The sequence below is a fragment of the Campylobacter sp. RM9328 genome, from assembly GCF_012978615.1.
In genome coordinates this window covers 124235-144899 of the sequence record NZ_LIWF01000005.1, presented here as the reverse complement: position 1 = coordinate 144899, position 20665 = coordinate 124235, and the positions used below count along the sequence as shown (strand labels likewise).

Annotated in this window: 19 protein-coding genes; 7 read left to right on the top strand and 12 right to left on the bottom strand. The window is 36.0% G+C overall.

Annotated elements, in window-relative coordinates; genetic code table 11:
• From CCAL9328_RS05040 to murJ, 12 genes are all read right to left on the bottom strand, one after another.
• Positions 1–1476: PDC sensor domain-containing protein (locus tag CCAL9328_RS05040; protein WP_502707296.1), on the bottom strand; the 1476-nt coding region annotated here is incomplete at its 3' end.
• A gap of 536 nt (positions 1477–2012) precedes the next feature.
• Positions 2013–2921 carry an AEC family transporter gene (locus CCAL9328_RS05035; protein WP_169971788.1) on the bottom strand — a complete coding sequence of 303 codons (909 nt, stop codon included), beginning with the start codon at positions 2919–2921 and terminating at the stop codon, positions 2013–2015.
• 163 nt (positions 2922–3084) lie between these two features.
• Positions 3085–3720 (bottom strand): YggS family pyridoxal phosphate-dependent enzyme, encoded by a 636-nt coding sequence (locus CCAL9328_RS05030; protein ID WP_169971787.1) that lies wholly within the window; start codon positions 3718–3720, stop codon positions 3085–3087.
• Positions 3717–4829, bottom strand: coding sequence for an RIP metalloprotease RseP (gene rseP, locus CCAL9328_RS05025; RefSeq protein ID WP_169971786.1), 1113 nt, complete (start codon positions 4827–4829; stop codon positions 3717–3719). The genes CCAL9328_RS05030 and rseP overlap by 4 nt, the downstream gene beginning before the upstream one ends.
• An 18-nt stretch (positions 4830–4847) precedes the next feature.
• Positions 4848–5390 carry a CDP-diacylglycerol--glycerol-3-phosphate 3-phosphatidyltransferase gene (gene pgsA / locus CCAL9328_RS05020; protein ID WP_169938520.1) on the bottom strand — a complete coding sequence of 181 codons (543 nt, stop codon included), beginning with the start codon at positions 5388–5390 and terminating at the stop codon, positions 4848–4850.
• A gap of 72 nt (positions 5391–5462) precedes the next feature.
• Positions 5463–6242: an enoyl-ACP reductase gene (locus CCAL9328_RS05015; RefSeq protein ID WP_169938534.1), complete on the bottom strand. Its 780-nt coding sequence runs from the start codon at positions 6240–6242 to the stop codon at positions 5463–5465.
• Between the two features lie 5 nt (positions 6243–6247).
• Positions 6248–7141, bottom strand: coding sequence for a 4-hydroxy-tetrahydrodipicolinate synthase (gene dapA / locus CCAL9328_RS05010; protein WP_169971784.1), 894 nt, complete (start codon positions 7139–7141; stop codon positions 6248–6250).
• Positions 7138–8385, bottom strand: coding sequence for a M16 family metallopeptidase (locus CCAL9328_RS05005; protein WP_169971783.1), 1248 nt, complete (start codon positions 8383–8385; stop codon positions 7138–7140). The genes dapA and CCAL9328_RS05005 overlap by 4 nt, the downstream gene beginning before the upstream one ends.
• A gap of 9 nt (positions 8386–8394) precedes the next feature.
• Positions 8395–9468 carry a quinone-dependent dihydroorotate dehydrogenase gene (locus CCAL9328_RS05000; RefSeq protein WP_170000170.1) on the bottom strand — a complete coding sequence of 358 codons (1074 nt, stop codon included), beginning with the start codon at positions 9466–9468 and terminating at the stop codon, positions 8395–8397.
• Positions 9469–9516: 48 nt separating this feature from the next.
• Entirely contained in the window at positions 9517–11241 is a 1725-nt protein-coding gene (locus CCAL9328_RS04995) for an ABC transporter transmembrane domain-containing protein (protein ID WP_169938515.1), read from the bottom strand.
• On the bottom strand, positions 11238–12620 hold the full coding sequence (cysS, locus tag CCAL9328_RS04990; protein WP_170000167.1) for a cysteine--tRNA ligase: 1383 nt from the start codon (positions 12618–12620) through the stop codon (positions 11238–11240). The genes CCAL9328_RS04995 and cysS overlap by 4 nt, the downstream gene beginning before the upstream one ends.
• Positions 12607–14007, bottom strand: coding sequence for a murein biosynthesis integral membrane protein MurJ (gene murJ / locus CCAL9328_RS04985; RefSeq protein ID WP_170000166.1), 1401 nt, complete (start codon positions 14005–14007; stop codon positions 12607–12609). The genes cysS and murJ overlap by 14 nt, the downstream gene beginning before the upstream one ends.
• 188 nt (positions 14008–14195) lie before the next feature.
• Here murJ and CCAL9328_RS04980 point away from each other — a divergent pair, with 188 nt between their 5' ends.
• The 7 genes from CCAL9328_RS04980 to CCAL9328_RS04950 all read left to right on the top strand — a co-directional run bounded on the left by CCAL9328_RS04980 (position 14196) and on the right by CCAL9328_RS04950 (position 20662).
• Positions 14196–16127 carry a flagellar assembly protein A gene (locus CCAL9328_RS04980; RefSeq protein WP_169938509.1) on the top strand — a complete coding sequence of 644 codons (1932 nt, stop codon included), beginning with the start codon at positions 14196–14198 and terminating at the stop codon, positions 16125–16127.
• Positions 16124–16678 (top strand): Holliday junction branch migration protein RuvA, encoded by a 555-nt coding sequence (gene ruvA / locus CCAL9328_RS04975; RefSeq protein WP_169938507.1) that lies wholly within the window; start codon positions 16124–16126, stop codon positions 16676–16678. The genes CCAL9328_RS04980 and ruvA overlap by 4 nt, the downstream gene beginning before the upstream one ends.
• A 13-nt stretch (positions 16679–16691) precedes the next feature.
• On the top strand, positions 16692–17729 hold the full coding sequence (locus CCAL9328_RS04970) for a D-alanine--D-alanine ligase (protein WP_169971778.1): 1038 nt from the start codon (positions 16692–16694) through the stop codon (positions 17727–17729).
• 66 nt (positions 17730–17795) lie between these two features.
• Complete coding sequence (locus tag CCAL9328_RS04965; RefSeq protein WP_169938503.1) at positions 17796–18026, top strand: type II toxin-antitoxin system Phd/YefM family antitoxin; 231 nt, start codon at positions 17796–17798, stop codon at positions 18024–18026.
• On the top strand, positions 18016–18792 hold the full coding sequence (gene estV, locus CCAL9328_RS04960) for an EstV family lipase (RefSeq protein WP_170000165.1): 777 nt from the start codon (positions 18016–18018) through the stop codon (positions 18790–18792). Before CCAL9328_RS04965 ends, estV begins: the two co-directional genes overlap by 11 nt.
• On the top strand, positions 18789–20219 hold the full coding sequence (locus CCAL9328_RS04955; protein ID WP_170000164.1) for a Mur ligase family protein: 1431 nt from the start codon (positions 18789–18791) through the stop codon (positions 20217–20219). Before estV ends, CCAL9328_RS04955 begins: the two co-directional genes overlap by 4 nt.
• A complete protein-coding gene (locus CCAL9328_RS04950; protein ID WP_170000163.1) occupies positions 20219–20662 on the top strand; it encodes a sel1 repeat family protein in 444 nt (147 codons plus the stop codon). Before CCAL9328_RS04955 ends, CCAL9328_RS04950 begins: the two co-directional genes overlap by 1 nt.
• Positions 20663–20665 lie beyond the last annotated feature (3 nt).

The following is a 20665-nucleotide window of genomic DNA, read 5'->3' as shown; positions in this document are numbered from 1 at the left end:
GTTGGCTATCTCGCTGCCAAGAGCGTTTACACCGCTAGCTACTTCACCTTTATCATCAAGAGTTTCTGTGAAATTTTGATTTTTATAGGCTTCAAGTAGTTTTAAGACATCTTGTGCATTCGCTGCTATAGCTGTTTTTAACGCTTCTTGTAGCTCTTTAAATGTGCCTTTTAGTTGGTTTAGAGCGGGATTTATAGTCTGCGCGTCTAACATGGCCATGAAATTTCCGCGTTTTATCTCATCAACAAAGCTATTGGCCTCTTTTATAAAGGCATTTTGCTCGGCTAAATTTCTCTCAGTCATTTTGATGTTTTCATTTATTAACATGCCCATTTTACCTATCTCGTCATTGGCGCGGATAGTGATAAGATCGGCTTTGTTTGTTTTGAAATTTAAAAATTCAAAGAAATTTTCTAGGTTATTTCCTACGGTTACGATACGTTTGCCAAAAGTTTTAGAGTAACTCCACATTGCAAAAGATAAAATTAGCATGGAAACAACGGCTAAAATGATAATAAAATTTCTAAGCTCATTGGTTTCTTTGACTGTTTCATCTTTGGGAGCGATTAAGACCATGCCCCATATTTTATCAAAATGAGGAATTTCTATATTTACATAAACTGCTTTTGAAAGTTTCTTGGTAACGGCAGAAACCACCTCTATCTCGACAGGTTCTTCTTTTTGCAAGGCGCTTTCTATCGGCTTAAGGGCAGGGTTTACATCAACCATTGACTTGCCTATAAGGGCTGTTTCTTTATGCACTATAAATTTGCCTGTATGAGAAACTAAGAAATTTACGTCACCATCATACAGATGTATGCTGTCGCATAGCTTTTGAATATTTGCCACATCAAGAGTTATGCCAACAACACCTACAAATTTACCACTTACGATGATTGGGCTAACAGCTGTTGTAACTAGCTTTTCTTGACCGCCGTAGTTGTAAAAAAACGGCTCTAAGATAGTTGACTTGCCAGTATTTTTTGGTATGGTATAGTAGTCCGCTTTTTCATATCCGGCTACTCTTCTGGCAAAAGATAGAGTGCCGTTTAAATTTGTTACATAAGGGGCAAATTTACCATCTTCGCCGTATAAGACACTAGCACCACCGTCTTGGGATTTACTATAGACCTCTTCGCTATCAGTCATCATCCAGACGGCTAGAAATTCGGTGTTGTTTTTTGCTACTTCGTAAAATATATCGCCGATGCTATCTGTGGTTAGTTTATTTTCTGCATCAAGCGCACCGCCGATAGTTTCTGATAAAACTCTTGAAGTTTGCATAGCTTTTGAGAAAAACGCTGAAACCTTTTCGGCATTTTTACCCATTTCGCTTTGGATATATTGGCTTGTGTTGCGCTCTGACATTCCTAGCGTTTTTGAAGCAACTATGATGATAACTAGCAAAAGTGCAGCTAGTGCCATCCCACAACTCATGAGAGTGAGTTTTGTTGAGATATTTAGGTTTTTAAACATTTAGATCCTTTCTGTTGTATTAAAGGCTTAAGTCAAATTATTACTATTCGTAGCTAAATTTTTAATAAAATCAAAATATTTTTTAGGCAATAGTTATCACGTGTTTCCAATTGTTTCAGGGGTGTATTTTTATAAAACTTAATATTTATATAAACTATAAAAATTTATAAAATATTAATATTTCCAAGTAATATCAGTATATAATATAAAATATATAAATTAATATTTTTAATTTATATAAAATTTACTTTATATCAAAACTAGCATGAATTGATAAAATTTAAAATTTATCATATAAGATAAAATTGCCTTTTTATCGCTAAAAAATGGAAATTTACAAATTTGATATCAAAAAAATTATTCTTTTTTGGCATATATTTTCGTGGATAAATTTTACTTTTAAAGCCATAAAAACTTAAATTTAAATCATAATATAAAAATAAAGATTTATATTTTTAAGAGATTATGGTATGAGAAATAACGTAGTTTGTGCTTTAAAATTTTAAATAATAAAATTAATTATTTATTTTAGTATCTTAGGCTCCAAAGATGAAAAACAACATTGGAAATATCGCAAAACTAAAGGCAACTCCAAGCGCAACGGCTGAGATAGCAAGAGAGCTATCAAGCCCGGCCTTCATTATCATAGCACTTGCTAAAACCATAGGAGGCATGCAAGATTGAAACAATCCTACGAGCCAGGTTTGATTTATCGGTATGTTTAGTGTGCCGGTTATTGCTGCAAAAAATAGCGCCGGAACCACCATCTTGCAAAACAAAACAATACTAACGCTCTTGTAAGAGCTGGTTATACTTCCAAAGCTAAGTCCAACTCCGATGGCAAATAAAGCCACTGGAGTAACGCTGCCCTCAAGCATATGAAGTGGCTCAAAGATAAACTCCGGTAAAGATATTTCTTTTAGACAAAGAGCTAGGATAAGTGCTACAAATGGAGGGAATTTTAAAATTTTCATCGCATTTTGAAAAAGTGAAACCTTTTCTGGTGCGCCAAATGAAAGTATCAGCGGACCAAGGATCGAGATAGGTATGGATGTGGCTAGTTGATCGTAAAATATAATCTCGTTTAATACACCGTCGCCAAAAAAACCTTGTATGACGGGCATGCCCACAAAGAGGGTATTGCCGAATAAGCTTAGCATGACCATGCTTACGATTGTTGGTTTTGAAAATTTAAACAAGACACCAAGTCCAAGAGCCACTAAAGCCCCTGTGAGTGTTCCCAAAAATCCGGTTGCGATGGTATTAAGTAGTTCAATATCGATATTTACATGATATACTTTATCAAAAATCAAAGCAGGGATGGCAAAACAAAGGACAAAATCAACAAAGATGATCGAATGTTTTTGTTCTAAAATTTTTATCTTTTTAGCGAAAAAGCCGATAGCAACAATAAAGAAAATAGAAAATAACGGAATAAAATTCATAAAAACTCTTTTGAAATAAAAAATGGATTATAAAATCATGGGGTTTAAAATTTAATTAAATAAGTAATTGTGGCTCAAATTTTGCATTTTATTTTTTAAATTTTGTTGGTAAAGTTATTTTGGAGTAATAAATTTGACTTACTCTAAGATAAGCCAAATTTTATCAAACGTATAAAATAGTTCCAAGCCTTATCATGTTTGAGCCACATTTTATGGCTAGTTTAAAGTCAGAGCTCATACCCATAGAACAAATTTGCGCCCCATGGGGTTTAAGCTCTTCGTAAATTTTATAACTTAGCTCAAAGCTTTTTTGAATTTCTTTCTCATCATCGCTGTGTGCGCCGATACTCATGATACCTTTTAGGTTGATATTTGGACAAAGTTCTTGTATCTTTAAATATGTCTCTATGGCGTTTGATGGAAGAACTCCTTGTTTGGTGTCTTCGTTTGCAGAATTTATCTGTAAAAGCGTATCAAGTTTGTAGTTTAGACGTTTATCGACTTCATGTGCGCGTTCTAAACTATCGCAACTTTGCCAAAGAGTAGGGTGAAGTGAGATTAGTTGGTTGATTTTATTGTTTTGCAAACGACCTATCATGTGCCACTTTAGATCAAGAGCTGCTGAAATTTCACTTTGTTTTTTTGCCATTTCTTGCACCCTGTTTTCACCATACTCAAGCTGACCTTGTGCATGTAGAGCAAGCACCTCGGTACTTGTGACATTTTTGCTAACAGCAATAAGCCTGACGCCCGGTTTTATGGAGCTTATCTCTTCTAAAAGCGCTTTTAAATTTATCATTGGTAACCTCCGCTAAGTCGCATTATATCGTTATATGTGGCAAGTAACATAAGGCTTAGCAGCACTGCCCAGCCACAATACGTAAGTGCCACGTATACGCGCTCGTTCACCTCACGCCTAAACAAAAGTTCATATAAATTAAAAAGTATGTGTCCTCCATCTAATGCAGGTATCGGCAGTAGGTTTAAAACACCTAAATTTACCGATATAAGTGCTACGATAAGAAGAAGAACAGATATATTTATCTGAGCCGCTTTTGACGTGATGTCGGTAATTTGCACTATGCCTCCAACCTCTTTTAGTGGCACTATGCCGCTTACTAGTTTTTGAAATCCTAGAAATATCAGTTTTGAAGCATTTATCGTTTCATCTATGCCAAATTTGACCGCACTAAGTCCGCTATGATAGATTTTTACTATCTCGCCTTTTGGAGATATACCAATAAGTGGTTTTTGTATGCGCTCATTAAAGGCGTTTTGAGTTGAGCCTATTTTTGGAGTGAGATAAATTTCTAAAACCTGCCCTTCACGTTCGATCAAAAGACGTGTTTTTTGAATTTTTACATTTTTGCTTATATCATCCCACTCTTTTATCTCGTTTGAGTCTATTGCTAGGATTTTGTCATTTATGGCAAGTTTTGCCTCATATGCGGCAGAGTTTACAGCTATGTGGCCCACGACGGGAGCTAGCTTATCAACACCCATAAAACCTATAATGATATATATAAAAAAGGCTAGGATAAAGTTAAAAAACGGTCCAGCAAAGAGTATATAAATTCTTTTTAATGGGGTTAGGGTGTTATAACTATCTGCGTCGTAGTTTTTATGCGCAGGATCTGTATCATCTTGACCTTTTAACTGAACATAGCCACCAAGAGGGATTGCGCTTAGGCAGTAGTCGGTATTGCCGACTCGTTTTGTAAAAATTTTATTGCCAAATCCTATACTAAAAGTATTTACGGCAATACCTACCGAACGAGCAGCCAAAAAGTGTCCAAGCTCATGAAAAAATATCAAAAAGCTAATGGCAAAAACCGTAACTAAAAAATAAAACGAATAAGCCCAAAGTCCTAAAAGAAGTAGGACTAGAGTAAAAATAAGACCTTTCAAAAGTCTCCTTTGATTAAATTAATGCTTTTGTGCTCTAACATAAACGGCTATATACTCATATCCGGAATACATCGTAAGTGCCACAGCCACCCAAAGCAAAATTTCAGCTCCCCACCATTGCATGGTAAGCCAGCCTATAGCTATCATCTGAAAGACCGTTTTAACCTTGCCGGCCATTGACGCGGCAACATTTAGCCCTTCGCTTGCTATCACCACCCTAAAGCCTGTTATAAAAAATTCTCTTATAAGGATAAGGTATATCGCCCATGGGTTTGCTCTGCCCAACATCATAAGTCCTATAAAGGCAGCCAGGGTTAGCATCTTATCCGCAAGCGGGTCAAGTATGGCACCTAGCTTTGTTTTTTGATCCCATGCTCTAGCTATATAGCCGTCAAAAAAGTCTGTAACGGAAGCGATAACAAAAACAAATCCGGCGAAAAAATTTATCCAGCTAATATGAATGTTTGGTAGCTGAGACGGTGCGTTTACAAGCAAGTAAAACATTACCGGAGCGAGGGCTATGCGAAAGATAGCAAGAGCGTTTGGCAGGTTTAGGCTCATTAAAGCTTTCCTTTTTTGTATTTTGGTTAAAATTTTAAGTGCTTTAGATTAAGCCAAAGCACTTAAAATATATTATTTAAATGTTGTTCCACCATCTATGATAAATGTATGTCCTGTTACCCAACTAGCCTTAGAAGAGCAAAGAAATTTACATGCTCCTGCTAGATCGTCAGGCTGTCCCATGCGATTTAGTGGGCTAAGCTTTGCTGTAAAGTCGCGCACTTCCTCATAGTTTGTAAAAGCCCTTAAAGCGTCTGTTTCTATCGGACCGCCGCTTACTACGTTTACGCGGATATTTTTCTCTCCTAGCTCAGTCGCAGCATATCTAGCCATGGCCTCTACGGCAGCTTTTGCTGTGCCGTGGCCCGAATAGTTTTCTATATAAACTAAATTTCCGGTTGAGCTTAATGAGATAATAGCGCCTCCGCCAACTTTTTCCATTCTTTTGGCAGCCTCTTGTGTGCCTACTACAAATGCATTTACGGTTGCCGTAAAGATATTGTTTATGCCTCGAGGCTTTAGCTTCATAAATTTAGTATACCCACCCGCAACCGCGCGACCTGAGATAATTGCGTTTGAGATAAAAAAGTCTACTCTATCAAAGTCTTCATCTATCTTTAAAAATAGATCTTTGTATTTTTCAGGTTCAAGTATATTTAGCGGATATGCACGAGCTTTTATACCATACTCTTTTTCAAGCTCGTTTGCCTGCTCGTTTGCCAACTCTTCGTTTGAGTTAAATGTAAAAGCGATATTGCAACCTGCTTTTGCAAACTCGATCACTATCGCACGACCTATGCCTCTCGTGCCTCCACTGATGACTAAAGTCTTACCTTGAAATTCATTGGTTATGTCCATTAAAATCCTTTTATGTTGTATTTTTTCATTGTTTGTTCAATAAGTTTTAGGTTGTCGTTACTTGGATTGCAAAGTGGCAGACGATACTCTAATGTCGGTGTGAGGCCCGCGATAAACATTGCCGCTTTTATAGGTATCGGGTTGCTCTCGCAAAATAAAACTTTGTTTATATCGTAAAGATTATCATTTATAGCTTTTGCTTCTTTAAATTTTTCTTGCAATGCAAAATGTGTAAGATCGGCTATCTTATTTGGAAGTAAATTCGCCGTTACCGAGATCACGCCTTTGCCACCGTTTGAAAGGATTGGATAGTTTATGGCGTCCTCTCCGCTTATAACTAAGATATTTGGCTCGTGAGCTAAGATATCAACACATCTGTCTATGCTTCCGGTTGCCTCTTTTATGCCGATAACATTTTTGCAATCCCTAAAAATTCTAATCGCTGTTTTTGGTAAGATATCTGAGCCTGTACGACCCGGAACGTTATATAAAATGACCGGAATTTCAACGCTTTGAGCTAGGGCTTTGTAGTGTAGATAAAGTCCTTCTTGGGTTGGTTTATTATAATACGGAGCAACTGAAAGTATGCCGTCCGCACCGTGACTTTGAGCAAATTGTGCTATATCGATGGCTTCATGAGTTGCGTTACTTCCGGCACCTGCTAGTACTTTAACATTTGTGCCTTTGCACGCATTTACGGCTATTTCTATGCAAACGCGGTGCTCATCATGCGTTAGCGTGGCACTCTCGCCGGTTGTGCCTACTGGAACAACAACGTCTATGCCGTTTTTTATCTGTCTTTTTATCAGTTTTTCATAGGTTTCTTCGTCTAGTTTACCGTTACGAAAAGGCGTTATAAGGGCAGTCATACCACCTTGTAAAATTTCGCTCATTGCTCTTCCTTTTTTAAGATTATCGTTGTTGATTTTTTATCGACAAAGTATTTTTGTGCCGTTTGTTTAAGCATATTTGCATCGATATTTTCTATATTTTCTTCAAATTTATAAAGAGGGCTTATGTCGCCTCTTGCAAGATAACTTCCATATAAATTTGCAACTCTTGCCGAGCTATCAAACGAATAAACAAAGTCGCTTTTGATTAAATTTTTAACCCTTAAGACATCATCATCGCTTACTAAATTTTCTTTGAGATCGTTTATTAGCTCTTTGATCTTAATTTCGACATCCTCGGCCCTTACATCAGGGTTGCAGATGGCTAAAAATATAAATAAATTTTCATCTATACTGTCAAGATTGTATGCGTAAATTTGATTTACAAGCTGAAGTTCATCAACTAAAACACGCTGAAGTAGTGAGCTCTTGCCGTTGCTTAGGTATTCGCTTAGTGCGTTTAATCCGATTTGATCATTGTGGTTAAACGGAGGAATTTTATAAGCAATTGCGAGCATTTGTGTTTGTGTATCTTTATAGACAATAGCACGCTTAGCGCCGTCTTGTTCAGGCTCTACACAGTGTAGTTTTGGAATTTTGTTTTTATTTTTTATATGTTCAAATTTCTCTTTTGCAAGCCTAAATGCCTCTTTTTTGCTGATATCACCGACTATTAGCAAGATGGCGTTTTGTGGCTGATAGTATGTTTCGTGAAATTCTTTAATATCTTTTATGTTCCAGTTTTGTATATCCTTTATAAAACCGATAGGCGTCCAGTGATATGGATGATAGATAAAGGCGTTATTAAACAGTCTAAAGTAAAGATAGCCTATAGGATTGTTGTCTGTTCTCCATCTGCGCTCCTCATGGACGACATCTCTTTCAGGCTGAAACTCTTTGTCTTTTAGGCTTAAATTTGACATAAGTTCTGCAAAAAGTTCTAGGGATTTTTCTAAATTTGAATTTGAACATTTGATAAAATAATGCGTATAGTCAAAGCCCGTGCTAGCGTTGTTTGAACCGCCAAAACCTTTAACTATCTCGTCAAATTCTCCGGTTTTTAAATTTTTGGTTGATTTGAAATTTAGATGCTCAAGCATGTGTGCGATACCACTTTTACCCATGATCTCGTTACGTGAACCAACTTTGTAAAATATATCTACATTTATGACTTTTGAGCCTTTGTTTAAAGGTATGTGATAAATTTCAAGTTTATTAGCAAGTTTTAGTTTGTTAAATTTTATCAATTCTTGTCCTTACTTTCTAACGTCAACGCCGATAGCTTCACTAATGTTTGCGTAACCGTCTGCTTCTAAAAGTTTTAAAAGCCCTTCGTTTATATCACGACAGATCATAGGACCTTTAAAGATAAAGCTTGTAAAAATTTGTATCAAACTGGCACCCATTTTAATACGATCATAAGCCTCTTGTGCATTATCTATACCACCACAAGCAATTAGCACAGTTTTGCCGTAAAGTTCGTCCGCTACTGCTTTAAAAATTTCTCTTGATTTTTGAGTGATGACCTTGCCGCTTAGTCCGCCAAAATTTTGAAGTTTGGGTGAATTTGATAGAGAGTAGTCTATACTTGTGTTTGAAACGATGATACCGTCAGCGCCGCTGGCTACGGCACTTTGAGAGAGCTTTATCGCTTTTTCGTGGCTTAAGTCGGGTGAAATTTTTAAAATAATAGGCTTTTTAGTTAAAGGTTTTATTTTGCTAAAAAGCTCTGTTATAAATTCACTCTCTTGTAGATCGCGCAAATTTGGAGTGTTTGGAGATGAGATATTTACTACAAAAGCATCACAAATTTCACTAAAATCTTTTACTAATACTTCATAATCCTCTATCGCTTTTTCATTTGGAGTGATTTTGTTTTTGCCGATATTTGCCCAAAGTGGCACTACGTTGGGATATAGTTTTTCTACTCGCTGCTTTATCTTTTGGCTGCCGTCATTATTAAAGCCCATAGCATTTTGTATACTCTCTTCTTCAACTAAACGAAAAAGACGTGGTTTTTGGTTGCCTGGTTGCGCTTTTGGTGTAAATGTGCCAAATTCAAGATAGCCAAAGCCAAGTGCCGTAAGTGCGGCAAACATGGTTGCGTTCTTGTCAAAACCACCACCAATGCCGATAGGGTTGTTGTAAATGCTTCCTAGTAAATTTTGTTGAAGTCTGACGTCATTTATCACGCATTTGTTCGCTAAAAAGCTAAGTGAGCCCGGAAATACACAGTTTGCACCGATCATTGCGACTTCAGCGATCTTGTGTGCGGTTTCAGGGTCAAATTTAAAAAATACAGACTTTAAAGTATCGTAGTTAAGACTCATTTTTTCCTCTTTAGGCATTCAAATTTGCTAATTTTATCAAAAAACGCCTTAAACTAATGCTTTGCCCTTAAGTTTTGCATAGACTTCACAGCTGTTTTCAAGCTCGCTATCTTTGCCTATGCCAACGATTTTACCTCCGCTTAAAACGGCTATTTTGTCGGCATTTTGCACAGTGCTTAAACGGTGAGCGATGATAAATATTATCTTATCTTTTCGTAAGTTGTTTATAGCGCTTGTTATCTCTTTTTCACTTTCGTTATCAAGTGCGCTTGTAGCTTCGTCGAAGATTAAAATTTGAGGGTTTGCATAAAGCGCTCTAGCTATAGCAATACGTTGTCTTTGCCCGCCTGATAAATTTGTGCCAAATTCATTTAAAATACTATCTATGCCATCATCCATTGCAGATACAAATTCATATGCGTTTGCCATTTTTAACGCATTTATAACGGCATTTTTGTCAAAATCTCTACCGTATGCTACGTTTTTAGCTATCGTATCGTTAAATATATAAACGCGTTGTGTTACAAGTCCGATATTTTTACGAATGGACGAGAAGCTAAAGTTGCTCAAATCTCGTTCGTTGATTAGTATATTTCCTTTAGTCGGCTCATAAAATCTAACAAGTAAATTCATAAGAGATGTTTTTCCACCTCCGCTTGAGCCCACAAGCGCTATGAGCTCTGATTTATGCGCGGTTAAATTTATCCCTTTTAAGATGCTTTTTTCGTAGTAGTCAAGATAGACATCTTTGAAATTTATGCTTTCTATTTTGTCTTTTAGCTCGTCTTGTCCCTCTTTTATCTGACTTTTTTTATCCATTAGCTCAAATGTTCTTTCGCTTGCCGCGATAGCGTCTTGCATTTTATTATAGATATTTACCATACGTTTTGCGGGAGTATAGAGCATAAAAAGCGCTGTTAAAAACGAAAAGAAAGCACCGACACTAAGATCGCCGCTAATGACCTCTTTACCGCCGATGATTATGACTGCGACTATGCCGATAGAGCCGATAGTCTCCATCATAGGGCTTACAAGCTGTTCGATTTTAACGCTTTTTAAATTTAATTTAAAGAATTTATTGTTTTCTGTAACAAACCTTTCGTGTTCGTATTTTTGTGCGTTATTTGCTTTAATTATCTCGATATTTGTAAAAATTTCGCTCAAAACAGAGGTTATATCGGATGTTTTTTCTTGTGAGGCACGAGAAATTTTCTTCATCCTTTTTGCAAGCTTTGATATCGGGTAGATTGCTGCAGGTAAGACAACTAGCGCAAAAAAGGCAAGACTTGGACTTTGATATACTACCACGCATAAAAGCCCAACAACCGTGATCGACTCTCTAATAAGTTCAGGTATCATCGTAGAGACTATGGTTCTTATGCGGTCTATGTCGTTTATACAGCGACTTATCAGCTCTCCCGTGCGAAATTCGTTAAAAAATTTCATATCAAGAGAAAGTAAATTTGCTACTATTTTCTCGCGAAATCTCCTAATAATATCTTGTCCGATAAACGCCGTAAAATACGCTTGTGTAAATGCTCCGATATTTTTTAGAAGATAGATAGCTATTATCGCGTAAGGCAGGGTGTAAAGCAAAGCCTCGTTCTTTTCGACAAATATTTTGTTTAACACGGGCTCGACTAGATACGCGGTTGCGGCAGTGCCTAAGCTCGCAAATATCATGCCGATAATAGCTAGGATAAAATGTGGCACATAGTCCCTAAAATACGGAGCAAAACGCTTTAAAACACTTTTTAGATTAAACTGCTTCACACTCTCTCCCACATCGTACCTTCCGGAGTATCCATGATACTTATACCCATAGCGCTTAGCTCTTGGCGTATTATGTCTGCTCTTTCAAAATTTCTCTCTTTTTTAGCTTCGCTTCTTTGTGTTATAAGTTCGTTTATACGCTCTTTCTCGCTTTGACTTACGCCAAATTGAAAATACTCAAAGCTATCTTTTTGCGCTATACCGAAAATTTCATTTATAAATTTTATGTTTGCCGCTATTTGTGCTTTATAAATTTTGTCTTTTGGATTTTCATCAAGTTTTTCATTGGCAGTTTTTACAAACTCATCAAGTGCGGCAAGTGCTTTTGAAGTGTTTAGATCATCACTTAGAGCCTCTAAAATTTCAACTTTAAATTCCTGACTTACATCTCCGGCGTTTACGCCTAAAATTCTCTTTTTAAGTCTATAAAGTTTATCAAGTCTTTTTTTGGACGCCTCCAAATCAAGCTCAGAGTAGTTAAAATTCGCTCGATAATGACTGCTTAATAGATAAAATCTCAAGGCTTCTCCGTGATAGTGTTTAAGCGCATCTTTGACAAAGAAGCTATTTTGAAGACTTTTACTCATTTTTTCGCCGTTTATTTGGATAAAGCCGTTATGCATCCAGTATTTAGAAAGGTCTTTGTGGTTGGCACATCTGCACTGCGCGGCTTCGTTTTCATGATGAGGAAAGAGCAAGTCTATGCCACCTGCATGTATGTCTATCTCGTAGTTTTCGTCCCCGTTAAAATACTTCTTTATCATGGCGACACATTCGGAGTGCCATCCAGGGCGTCCTTTGCCAAATGGACTTTCATACCATTTTTCATCAAATTTCCACAGCACGAAGTCTTTTTTATCGCGTTTTTTGTCATTTATATCAACTCTTGCTATGGTCTCTAAGTCTGCACTTTTACCGCTTAGGCTAAGATATTTGCCGTCTTTGCTCGTATCAAAATAAACCCCGTCTTCAAGAGTGTAAGCAACATCTTTTTGAAGTAAAATTTGGATATATCTTATCATCTCTTCGATACACTCCGTAGCCTTTGGCGAGATGTCTGGCTCTAGGACGTTTAGTGCGTTCATGTCGGCTTTATAACTATCTATATAGTGTGAGGTTATCTCTGCTAAACTTTTATTACTTTCGCTCATTTTTTTTAAAATTTTATCATCTATGTCAGTGTAGTTTCTAACAAATTTAACCTTATACCCCAAGGCTTTTAATGTGCGTCTGAGCATATCAAAGCTTATCGCAGATTTTGCATGACCTAAATGTGCATCATCATAAACGGTCGGACCGCATAGATAAATGTTTGCTTCGCCGTTTCTTATCGGCTTAAATTCTAGCTTTTCTTTTTTTACACTATCAAAAATTTGCATTAAAAAATTCCTTTAAAAATTGTAAAATCACTATCAAAACAGTGCAAGCTAAGAGTATGAGAGAGATTTTTTTAAGTTCGATTATATCTAAAAATTTGCTCCATCCAAAAGCATGGATATATAAAATAAGCTGCAAAAAGCCACCTATCGAGCTTGCTAGAGCTAAACCGCTAGCGGCTAAAAACTGCATTAAAATGACTGCTAATGCGAGATTTACTACAAGGCAGATTATAGAAATTTTAGCGGCTAATTTTTGTTGCATTTTAGCATAAAGCCAAAGGGAAAAAATTTTAGCCAAGCCAAAAGGGGCAAGTCCTAGCATGTATGCACTTAAGACTTGTGCGCACTCTATTGTGTTTTGTCTTGTAAAATTTCCACGCTCAAACAAAAGCCAAACTATAAATTCGCTAAGCATTACGCCGCCTATAGTAGCTAAACTAAGTACGGATAATAACACATAAAAGCTTTTTTTAGTCCAGATAAGTGCGTTTTTTTCGTCTTTTTCTTTAAGGAGTTTTGTTATCTTTGGAAAAAGAGCTTGTGTGAGTGCAATGGCAAATATCGCAAGCGGAAGTTGAAAAATTCTGTTTGCGTAAAACAGATAACTGATACTGCCTGCCGCTAAAAACGAAGCTAGCCAAGTATCCATAAAAGCACTTATTTGCATAGCTGATGAGCCAAGTAGCCCGTGGTAAAAATTTATAAAAAATCCTTTGACATTTGCTCGTTTTTTTTGAGTATAAGCTTTTAAGCCACCGACAAAAAGCTTGCCGATACCGTTTATTTTCATAGCAATGATATGTGCTAAAACTTGTAAAACACCACCTATTACAACGCCAAAACTTAGATAGTAAGCAACTATTTTTTCGCTTTGGTTGCGAGATAAGAGTAGGGCGACGATCATTGCTATATTTAAAAGTGCCGTAGAAAAGGCGGTCGTTGCAAAGTGCCCTCTGTATTGAAGCAGCGAACCCATAAAAGTAACTATGTATATTAAACCAAGGTAGTAAAAATTTATATTTACCAAAGGCACTGCTTCAAGTATTGCTTCATTACTTAGACCGCTTGCGATTATACGTATAAAATACTCGGTAAAAAGATTAACCGCAAGAGTTAAAATGCCTATAAAAAATAAAAATTTTAAGAAGATTTCTGCTGCAAATATACCTTTTTTCTTTGCTTTGCTAAAATTTGGTAAAAACGCCTGCGTAAAAGCACCTTCGCCAAATATCCTGCGAAATAAATTAGGTATTTTAAATGCAACAAAAAATAGATCACTAAAAAGTCCTGCGCCCAATATAGAAGCGCTTAAAAGATCGCGCAAAAGCCCAAGAACACGCGACAGCATAATGCCTGCGGAATTTGAAAAAAAGCCTTTTATAAACATAAACCCGCCTAAAAATTTAAAACTATAAATAGTAACAAAATAAATTTTAAAAGGGAATAACATTTACGTTTTTCGTAAAATTTTGATAACAACAGGCTAGCTATGGCAAAAATTTGGCGTTTATACTAACCCAACTTTAATTATTTTTTTGAGATAATAGCTGACATTTTTTATCTAAGGTTAAATTTTTGAGCGAAAACATAAAAGAGCAAGAAAATTTTCTAGCTCCAATACAAATAGAAACAGATTCTCCGTATGTCTATATGCGCAAACTTAGTGCGGATCACGGCATACCTGTAGAATTTATTGATTTTCGCATACAAAACATCGTAACTTCTTATACTAACGAAGAAAATTTAGAACCGGTAGTGCTTAATGAGGACGAGCTTAAGATATTTGATGATGATGAATTTTTCTTAGATCCAAAGCTTCACATTACTCAAAACTACCATTTGGAATTTTATGATAAACGTTTGGAAGAGCCTATAAAACTTCCTAAAATTTCTATCGGAGTAAACAGCCTTGTTACTAAGATCATAGTCAAGGTTCATAGAAGTAACGAATGCAAGTATGTGCTCGGATATGAAAAGATAATGTTTGACTATATTGCCAAGCAACTTATGAAAGCCCAAATTTTGATAGGTATCAGGATGGGTGATGCAAAAGAAGAGTTGCTTCGTATAGCGTCTATTTTACGTGTAAAAGACATGATAGATACTGAACGAACTTTTACCTTAACAAGCGGTATAAATCCCGTAAAATCGATCGATGCTCAAACTATATATCATTATAAAACTAAATTTTATAACGAAGAAAACAAGGACAAGATAGACTACGCTAGTCGCGGGTTTTTGCTTGGTGTTATGGAAGATGAGCTGATAATAGAGCAACTAAAGCCAAAAAATGGCTCAAACGGACGTGATGTAAGGGGTAAATTTATATATGTCCCAGAAGCTAAAGTCGATGGTGAACCTGAGATAAATATAACTCCAAATATCATCCGTACAGAAGATGAGGTCTCGGTTAAATTTACGGCAAAAACCTCTGGTTATGTAATAGAAGATAAAGGCGTTTACGACATACAAGATCGCCTTGAGATAAATGAGATAAATTTTAAAAACACAGGTTCTGTTCAAACCGGACTTGACTCAAACGTAACCCTTGTCGTAAAAGAGACAGATGCTGTAAAAGATGCCATCGGAACAGGTGTGGTCGTGGAGGCTGACGAGGTTGAGATAAAGGGCAATGTCGCCTCAAATGCCGTTGTAAAAGCAAATCGCGTGGTTATAGGCGGGCAAACTCATGCAAAGGCTAAAATTTACGCAAAAGATGCCAATATAGGCATACATATAGGGTATGTTGAGGGCGATGACGTGAGTATCGATAGGCTTGAAAATGGTAGCGTCGTTGGCAAAAATGTAACGGTTAAAAGTGTCATAGGTGGTAGTATAACTGCTGAAAATATCTATGTAGAAACACTTGGCTCAAACTGCACATTAACTGCACAAAATTTAATAGAGGTAAAATACCTTCGCGGAACGAATAATAGATTTATCATCGATACTGGCAGGATCAAAGATGACTCTGAAGAGGATATGCAAACTTATGTTAAGCATATAGAGGAGCTTCGAGCCGAGCTTGCATCGATAAAAAAACATCTAGGTGTTAAGAAAAACATTATAGATGAAAACAGAAATTCTATCTATCTCATAAAGGCCAAGGTTGAAGAGCTTACAAAGTCAAAGGTTATACCTCCGGTTACATTTATGAAAAAGCTAAAAGAGTATCAAGAATTAGTAACCGAGTATAACTCTTTATTAAAAGAGCACAAGGATAAAAAAGAGCTGATACTTACTCTTAAAGAGAAGCTTAATGCTATGCAAAACAGCATTTTTGAAGCAAAGATAATCAACCGAAGCACTTGGATAGACTTAAATGAGATCAAATTTATATTAGTTGACCCCCCTCAAAATATCACATACTCTACAAAACAAAATGAAATGGCTCGTGTTATAAGCCTAGAAAAGGTAGAAAATGAAGACGGCGAGACAGAATATAAAATAAAAAGGTCAAATCGCTTGGAAGAATTTGAGCAAAAACAAAAGCAGGAAAAAGAATGATAAAGGCTATAGAGGGTGTAATAACTAAAAAAGACCCCGGTTTTGTGGTATTAAAAACACTTAGCGGGATTAGTTATGGGGTGTTTATATCGCTGTTTTGTTCTGCAAAACTTGAAAGTGGAACCAAGATAGAACTAAATATCACTCAGATTATTAGAGAAGATGCAAATTTACTGTATGGATTTTTAGACATTAACGAACAAAAGATGTTTGAAATGTTGATAAAACTTAGCGGAATAGGCGCATCAACGGCAATGGCGGTTTGTTCAAGTCTTACTCCAAATGGCTTTACAAATGCCGTGTTAAACGGAGATGCCGACACGATAAAGCAAGTCCCAGGTATAGGTCCAAAGACTGCTCGTAGAATAATTGCAGAGCTAAGTGACGCAAAACTAATAAGCGAAGAGAGTGTGCCAAGTTATCAGTCAGAAGCACTACTTGCGCTTGAAGCGCTTGGCTTTAAAAGAGAAAAAATAGTTAAAATTTTACCCGAGTGCAAGAGTTTAAATACTAGCGATCTTATAAAAGAAGCACTTAAAAAATTAGCATAAATAAAGGAAAAATATGAAATTAGGTATAGTTTTTGGGGCTAAAAGTTACGAACATGAAATAAGCATAATAAGCGCTATCGTGTTAAAAAATATCTTAAAGCAAGAGCTTACTTTTGTTTTTTGCGATGGGGAGCGTGACTTCTACCTTGTAGAAAAAGACGACATGAGGGCAAATTTCTTTAGCACAGGCAAGTATAAAAAATGTAAAAAACTATTCTTGTCTCAAGGCGGATTTTACACACATTCACTCTTTGGTGTAAAAAAACTTGAAACCGAAATCTATATAAATCTTATCCACGGCATGGATGGTGAAGACGGCAAGATAGCGTCGTTGTTTGATTTTTACGGTATCGAGTATATAGGGCCTAGACTTGAGGCTAGCGTGTTGAGTTTTAACAAAGAACTTACTAAATTTTTAGCTAAAAAAGCTAATGTCAAAACGCTTGAATACGAGGTTATAAAAAGAGGCAAGCTTCCTACTATAAATTTCCCCTTTATCCTAAAGCCGCTTAGGCTAGGAAGTAGTATCGGAGTTGGCGTCGTAAAAGATGAAAGTGAACTTGAATACGCACAAGATGTCGCATTTGAATTTGACGATGAGGTCTTAGTCGAGCCTTTTATTAAGGGTGTTAAAGAGTATAATTTAGCAGGCTGCAAGATAAATGGTGAGATTAAATTCTCTATCATTGAAGAGCCAAGAAAAAAAGAATTTTTAGACTATGAACAAAAGTATCTTAGCTTTTCAAATGAAAACAAAGTCGCTAAAGCTGAAATTTCAAAAGAGCTCGAAGATGAACTAAAGTCGGCATTTGCAAAAATTTACGAGTGCGGGTTTGATGGAGCGCTTATACGTTGCGACTTTTTCGTTATAGATGATAAAGTGTATTTAAATGAGATAAATCCAAACCCTGGAAGCTTGGCAAACTATCTTTTTGATGACTTTGAGGGGGTTTTAAATGAGTTGGCAAATTCACTTACAAAACCAAAAAACATCAAAGTTGATTATAAATTTTTAAATTCAATAGTGCATTCAAAAGGCTCAAAAGTATAAGAACGTAAGCAAATCATAAATAAAAATATGTTAAATTTTACATAAAATTTTATGTAAAGAGATGTTATGACTACGTTTAGTAAAGATGAAATTTATACCGCAACCGAGGTTGTGAGAAATTTTAGCTCTATCCTAACAAGGATAAGCAAGAACGAGATAAAACGCGCGGTTATCGTAAAAAACAACAAATTTGAGGCTGTTTTATTAAACATGAGCGAATACGAACGTCTGGAAAAAGCGGTAGCCGTCCTAGAGGCTATTTATAGCTCTAAAAAGCGAGAAAACAATGGCGAGTAAGAAGATAAAAGTCGGCTTTGAAAGCTATGATATAAGTTATGAAATTTTAAATCCAAAATGTGAAAACGCCATATTATTTTTGCATGGCTGGGGTGCAAACAAAGAGATAATGAAAAAGGCTTTTGGTGCGCATTTGACAAATTTTTGTCATATTTATGTCGATATGCCTGGTTTTGGAGCAAGCAGTATAAACTCTCCTTTAAAAACAAAAGACTACGCGAAAATCATTCGTGCTTTTATCGCCGAACTTTCAACTAAACCCGCTATCATCGCAGGTCATAGCTTTGGAGGTAAGGTTGCAACACTACTTGAGCCTGTAAATTTAGTTCTTCTAAGCTCTGCTGGCATAGTTGAGAAAAAGCCTTTGTCAGTTAGGTTTAAGATAGCTGTTTTCAAGTTTTTTAAGTTACTGGGATTTGGTAAATTCTATAGACTTTTTGCCTCAAAAGATGTAAGCGGGATGAGTAGAACTATGTATGAAACCCTAAAAAACGTTGTTGACGAGGACTTTTCATCTAAATTTGAAAATTTTAAAAACAAAGCCTTAATATTTTGGGGTAAAAACGACAGAGCTACCAGTCTAAAAAGTGGCGAGAAGATACATAAATTTATAAAAAATAGCGAATTTTTTCCGCTTGAGGGCGATCATTTTTTCTTTTTACTTCATGCTAAAATTATATCGCAAACGATAGAAGATGGCATGGGTGTCGATACTATGGTCGATATAGATTTGCAAGAAGATAGTGGTATAGAGGAGATAAGGTGAGCCTAGAGGAGTTGTTTTTTAATGTTAGTAAGGTATTTTTTATTTATGCGATATCGTTTTATACGATAACTTGCTTTCAGTGGTTTTCTTATCGTTTTGAGCGAGTTGTTTTTCATTTTACAAAACCGCTTTGGCACGTTTTTTTTGCCATAGTTCCGCTTGTTCTTTTTTATACGACTGGAGAGTATTTTTATATTTATTTTTATTTTGCGTATCTGCCAAGTCTTTATTTGTGGCATAAAAAGCTTGACAAGAAGCTTGTTTTTACCGCTAGAATTAAGAGATTTTTTATATTTTTAACACTTGCTGTTGTCTCTTTTGGAGTTATGAATTTTATTATAAATGGTAAATTTGATACCGATGTTTTGTTAATTATCGCAGCTTCATTGGTTTTAAGTCATTTTTATGAAAAGATAAATGCTTTAAATTTTAGAAAAAAAGCCGATAAAAAGCTAGCTCTTTTGCCTGAACTAAAAATAATCCTAATCACTGCAAGTTACGGAAAAACAAGTATCAAAAATTTTCTTTTTGAGCTTTTAAGAGATGATTTTATATGCCATAAGACACCAAGAAGCGTAAATACTTTGACGGGGCTGATCAAAGACGTAAACGAGAATTTGACTTCGCAGACACAAATTTATATAGCCGAAGCAGGCGCTAGACTTAAGGGTGACATAGCTCAGATTACGGAATTTTTAAATCCCCACATTGTCGTAGTTGGTGAGATAGGTGCTCAGCATATTGAGTATTTTAAAAGTCTTGAAAACATACGCTCAACAAAGCTTGAGGCGCTTTGTAGTAAAAGGCTTGAAGCAGCTTTTTTACATAGCTCGACATTACAAAACCCAGATGATAAGCAAGAAATTTATGATGAAAGCTTAAGCGATGTAAAGGCTGATCTTAGTGGCTTAAATTTCATACTTGATGGTAAAAGCTATCACGCAAACTTGCTTGGTAAATTTAATGCCGTAAATTTAGCCGCATGTATAAAAGTGGCTAAAATTCTTGGTGTAAGCGAAGAGAAGATAGATAAAAACCTCTCAAAAATTAAAAACGTAGAACATCGTTTGCAAAAGATAGAAGCAGGTGGAAAGCTGATAATAGACGATAGCTTTAACGGAAATTTTGCAGGTATGAGTGCTAGCTATGAGCTTGTGAGCACATTCGAGGGACGAAAGGTATTAATAACTCCCGGTATTGTTGAGTCAAGTCCGCAAGAAAACGAAAGGCTTGGTAGGATCATAAATGAAATTTTTGATGTTGTTATGATATCAAGCCCATTAAATGCACAAGCGCTTTTAAAAAGTATAATAAAACCGCAGATAATCATCATAAAAGATAAGGCTAATATGCAAGAAATTTTGGCAAAAAACACTAAAATAGGCGATGTTATATTGTTTTCAAACGACGCACCGAGTTTTATGTAATGAAAAAGATTATATTGTTTTTATTTTTTACACTTTTGGCTTTTAGCTTTGACATCGACGACTTTGATAAGGGCATGTATGAGCTAAAAGAGGGAAATTTTAACGCTGCATTTGAGATATTTTATGCAGGGTGTGAGTCAAATGACGATATGGCTTGCGAGGAGCTAGGGCTTATGTATATAAACGATGAAGTAAGTCCTAAGCTTGATACAAGACTAGAAAAAAGAGATAGCTTGAAGCTTGGAATTTTATATTTAATGAAAAGTTGTGATGAGCTTGGTTATCTAAATGCTTGTGAAAATATCTTAAATTTAAAAGAAAATTTTACGATACAAGATGAAATTATAAAGCGTGCAAAAGAGCGTTATAGCGAGCTTTTTAACGAATTTAACGCAAATGAAAATTTAAAAGAAGATAATGCAACTCAAACAAGAGGCGAGTAAAAT

Coding starts and splice junctions, on each gene's coding strand:
- CCAL9328_RS05035 (WP_169971788.1), bottom strand. CDS start 2,921: ATGAATTTTATTCCGTTATTTTCTATTTTCTTTATTGTTGCTATCGGC.
- CCAL9328_RS05030 (WP_169971787.1), bottom strand. CDS start 3,720: ATGATAAATTTAAAAGCGCTTTTAGAAGAGATAAGCTCCATAAAACCG.
- pgsA (WP_169938520.1), bottom strand. CDS start 5,390: ATGAGCCTAAACCTGCCAAACGCTCTTGCTATCTTTCGCATAGCCCTC.
- dapA (WP_169971784.1), bottom strand. CDS start 7,141: ATGAGCGAAATTTTACAAGGTGGTATGACTGCCCTTATAACGCCTTTT.
- CCAL9328_RS05000 (WP_170000170.1), bottom strand. CDS start 9,468: ATGAGTCTTAACTACGATACTTTAAAGTCTGTATTTTTTAAATTTGAC.
- cysS (WP_170000167.1), bottom strand. CDS start 12,620: ATGCAAATTTTTGATAGTGTAAAAAAAGAAAAGCTAGAATTTAAGCCG.
- murJ (WP_170000166.1), bottom strand. CDS start 14,007: ATGTTTATAAAAGGCTTTTTTTCAAATTCCGCAGGCATTATGCTGTCG.
- ruvA (WP_169938507.1), top strand. CDS start 16,124: ATGATAAAGGCTATAGAGGGTGTAATAACTAAAAAAGACCCCGGTTTT.
- CCAL9328_RS04970 (WP_169971778.1), top strand. CDS start 16,692: ATGAAATTAGGTATAGTTTTTGGGGCTAAAAGTTACGAACATGAAATA.
- CCAL9328_RS04965 (WP_169938503.1), top strand. CDS start 17,796: ATGACTACGTTTAGTAAAGATGAAATTTATACCGCAACCGAGGTTGTG.
- estV (WP_170000165.1), top strand. CDS start 18,016: ATGGCGAGTAAGAAGATAAAAGTCGGCTTTGAAAGCTATGATATAAGT.
- CCAL9328_RS04950 (WP_170000163.1), top strand. CDS start 20,219: ATGAAAAAGATTATATTGTTTTTATTTTTTACACTTTTGGCTTTTAGC.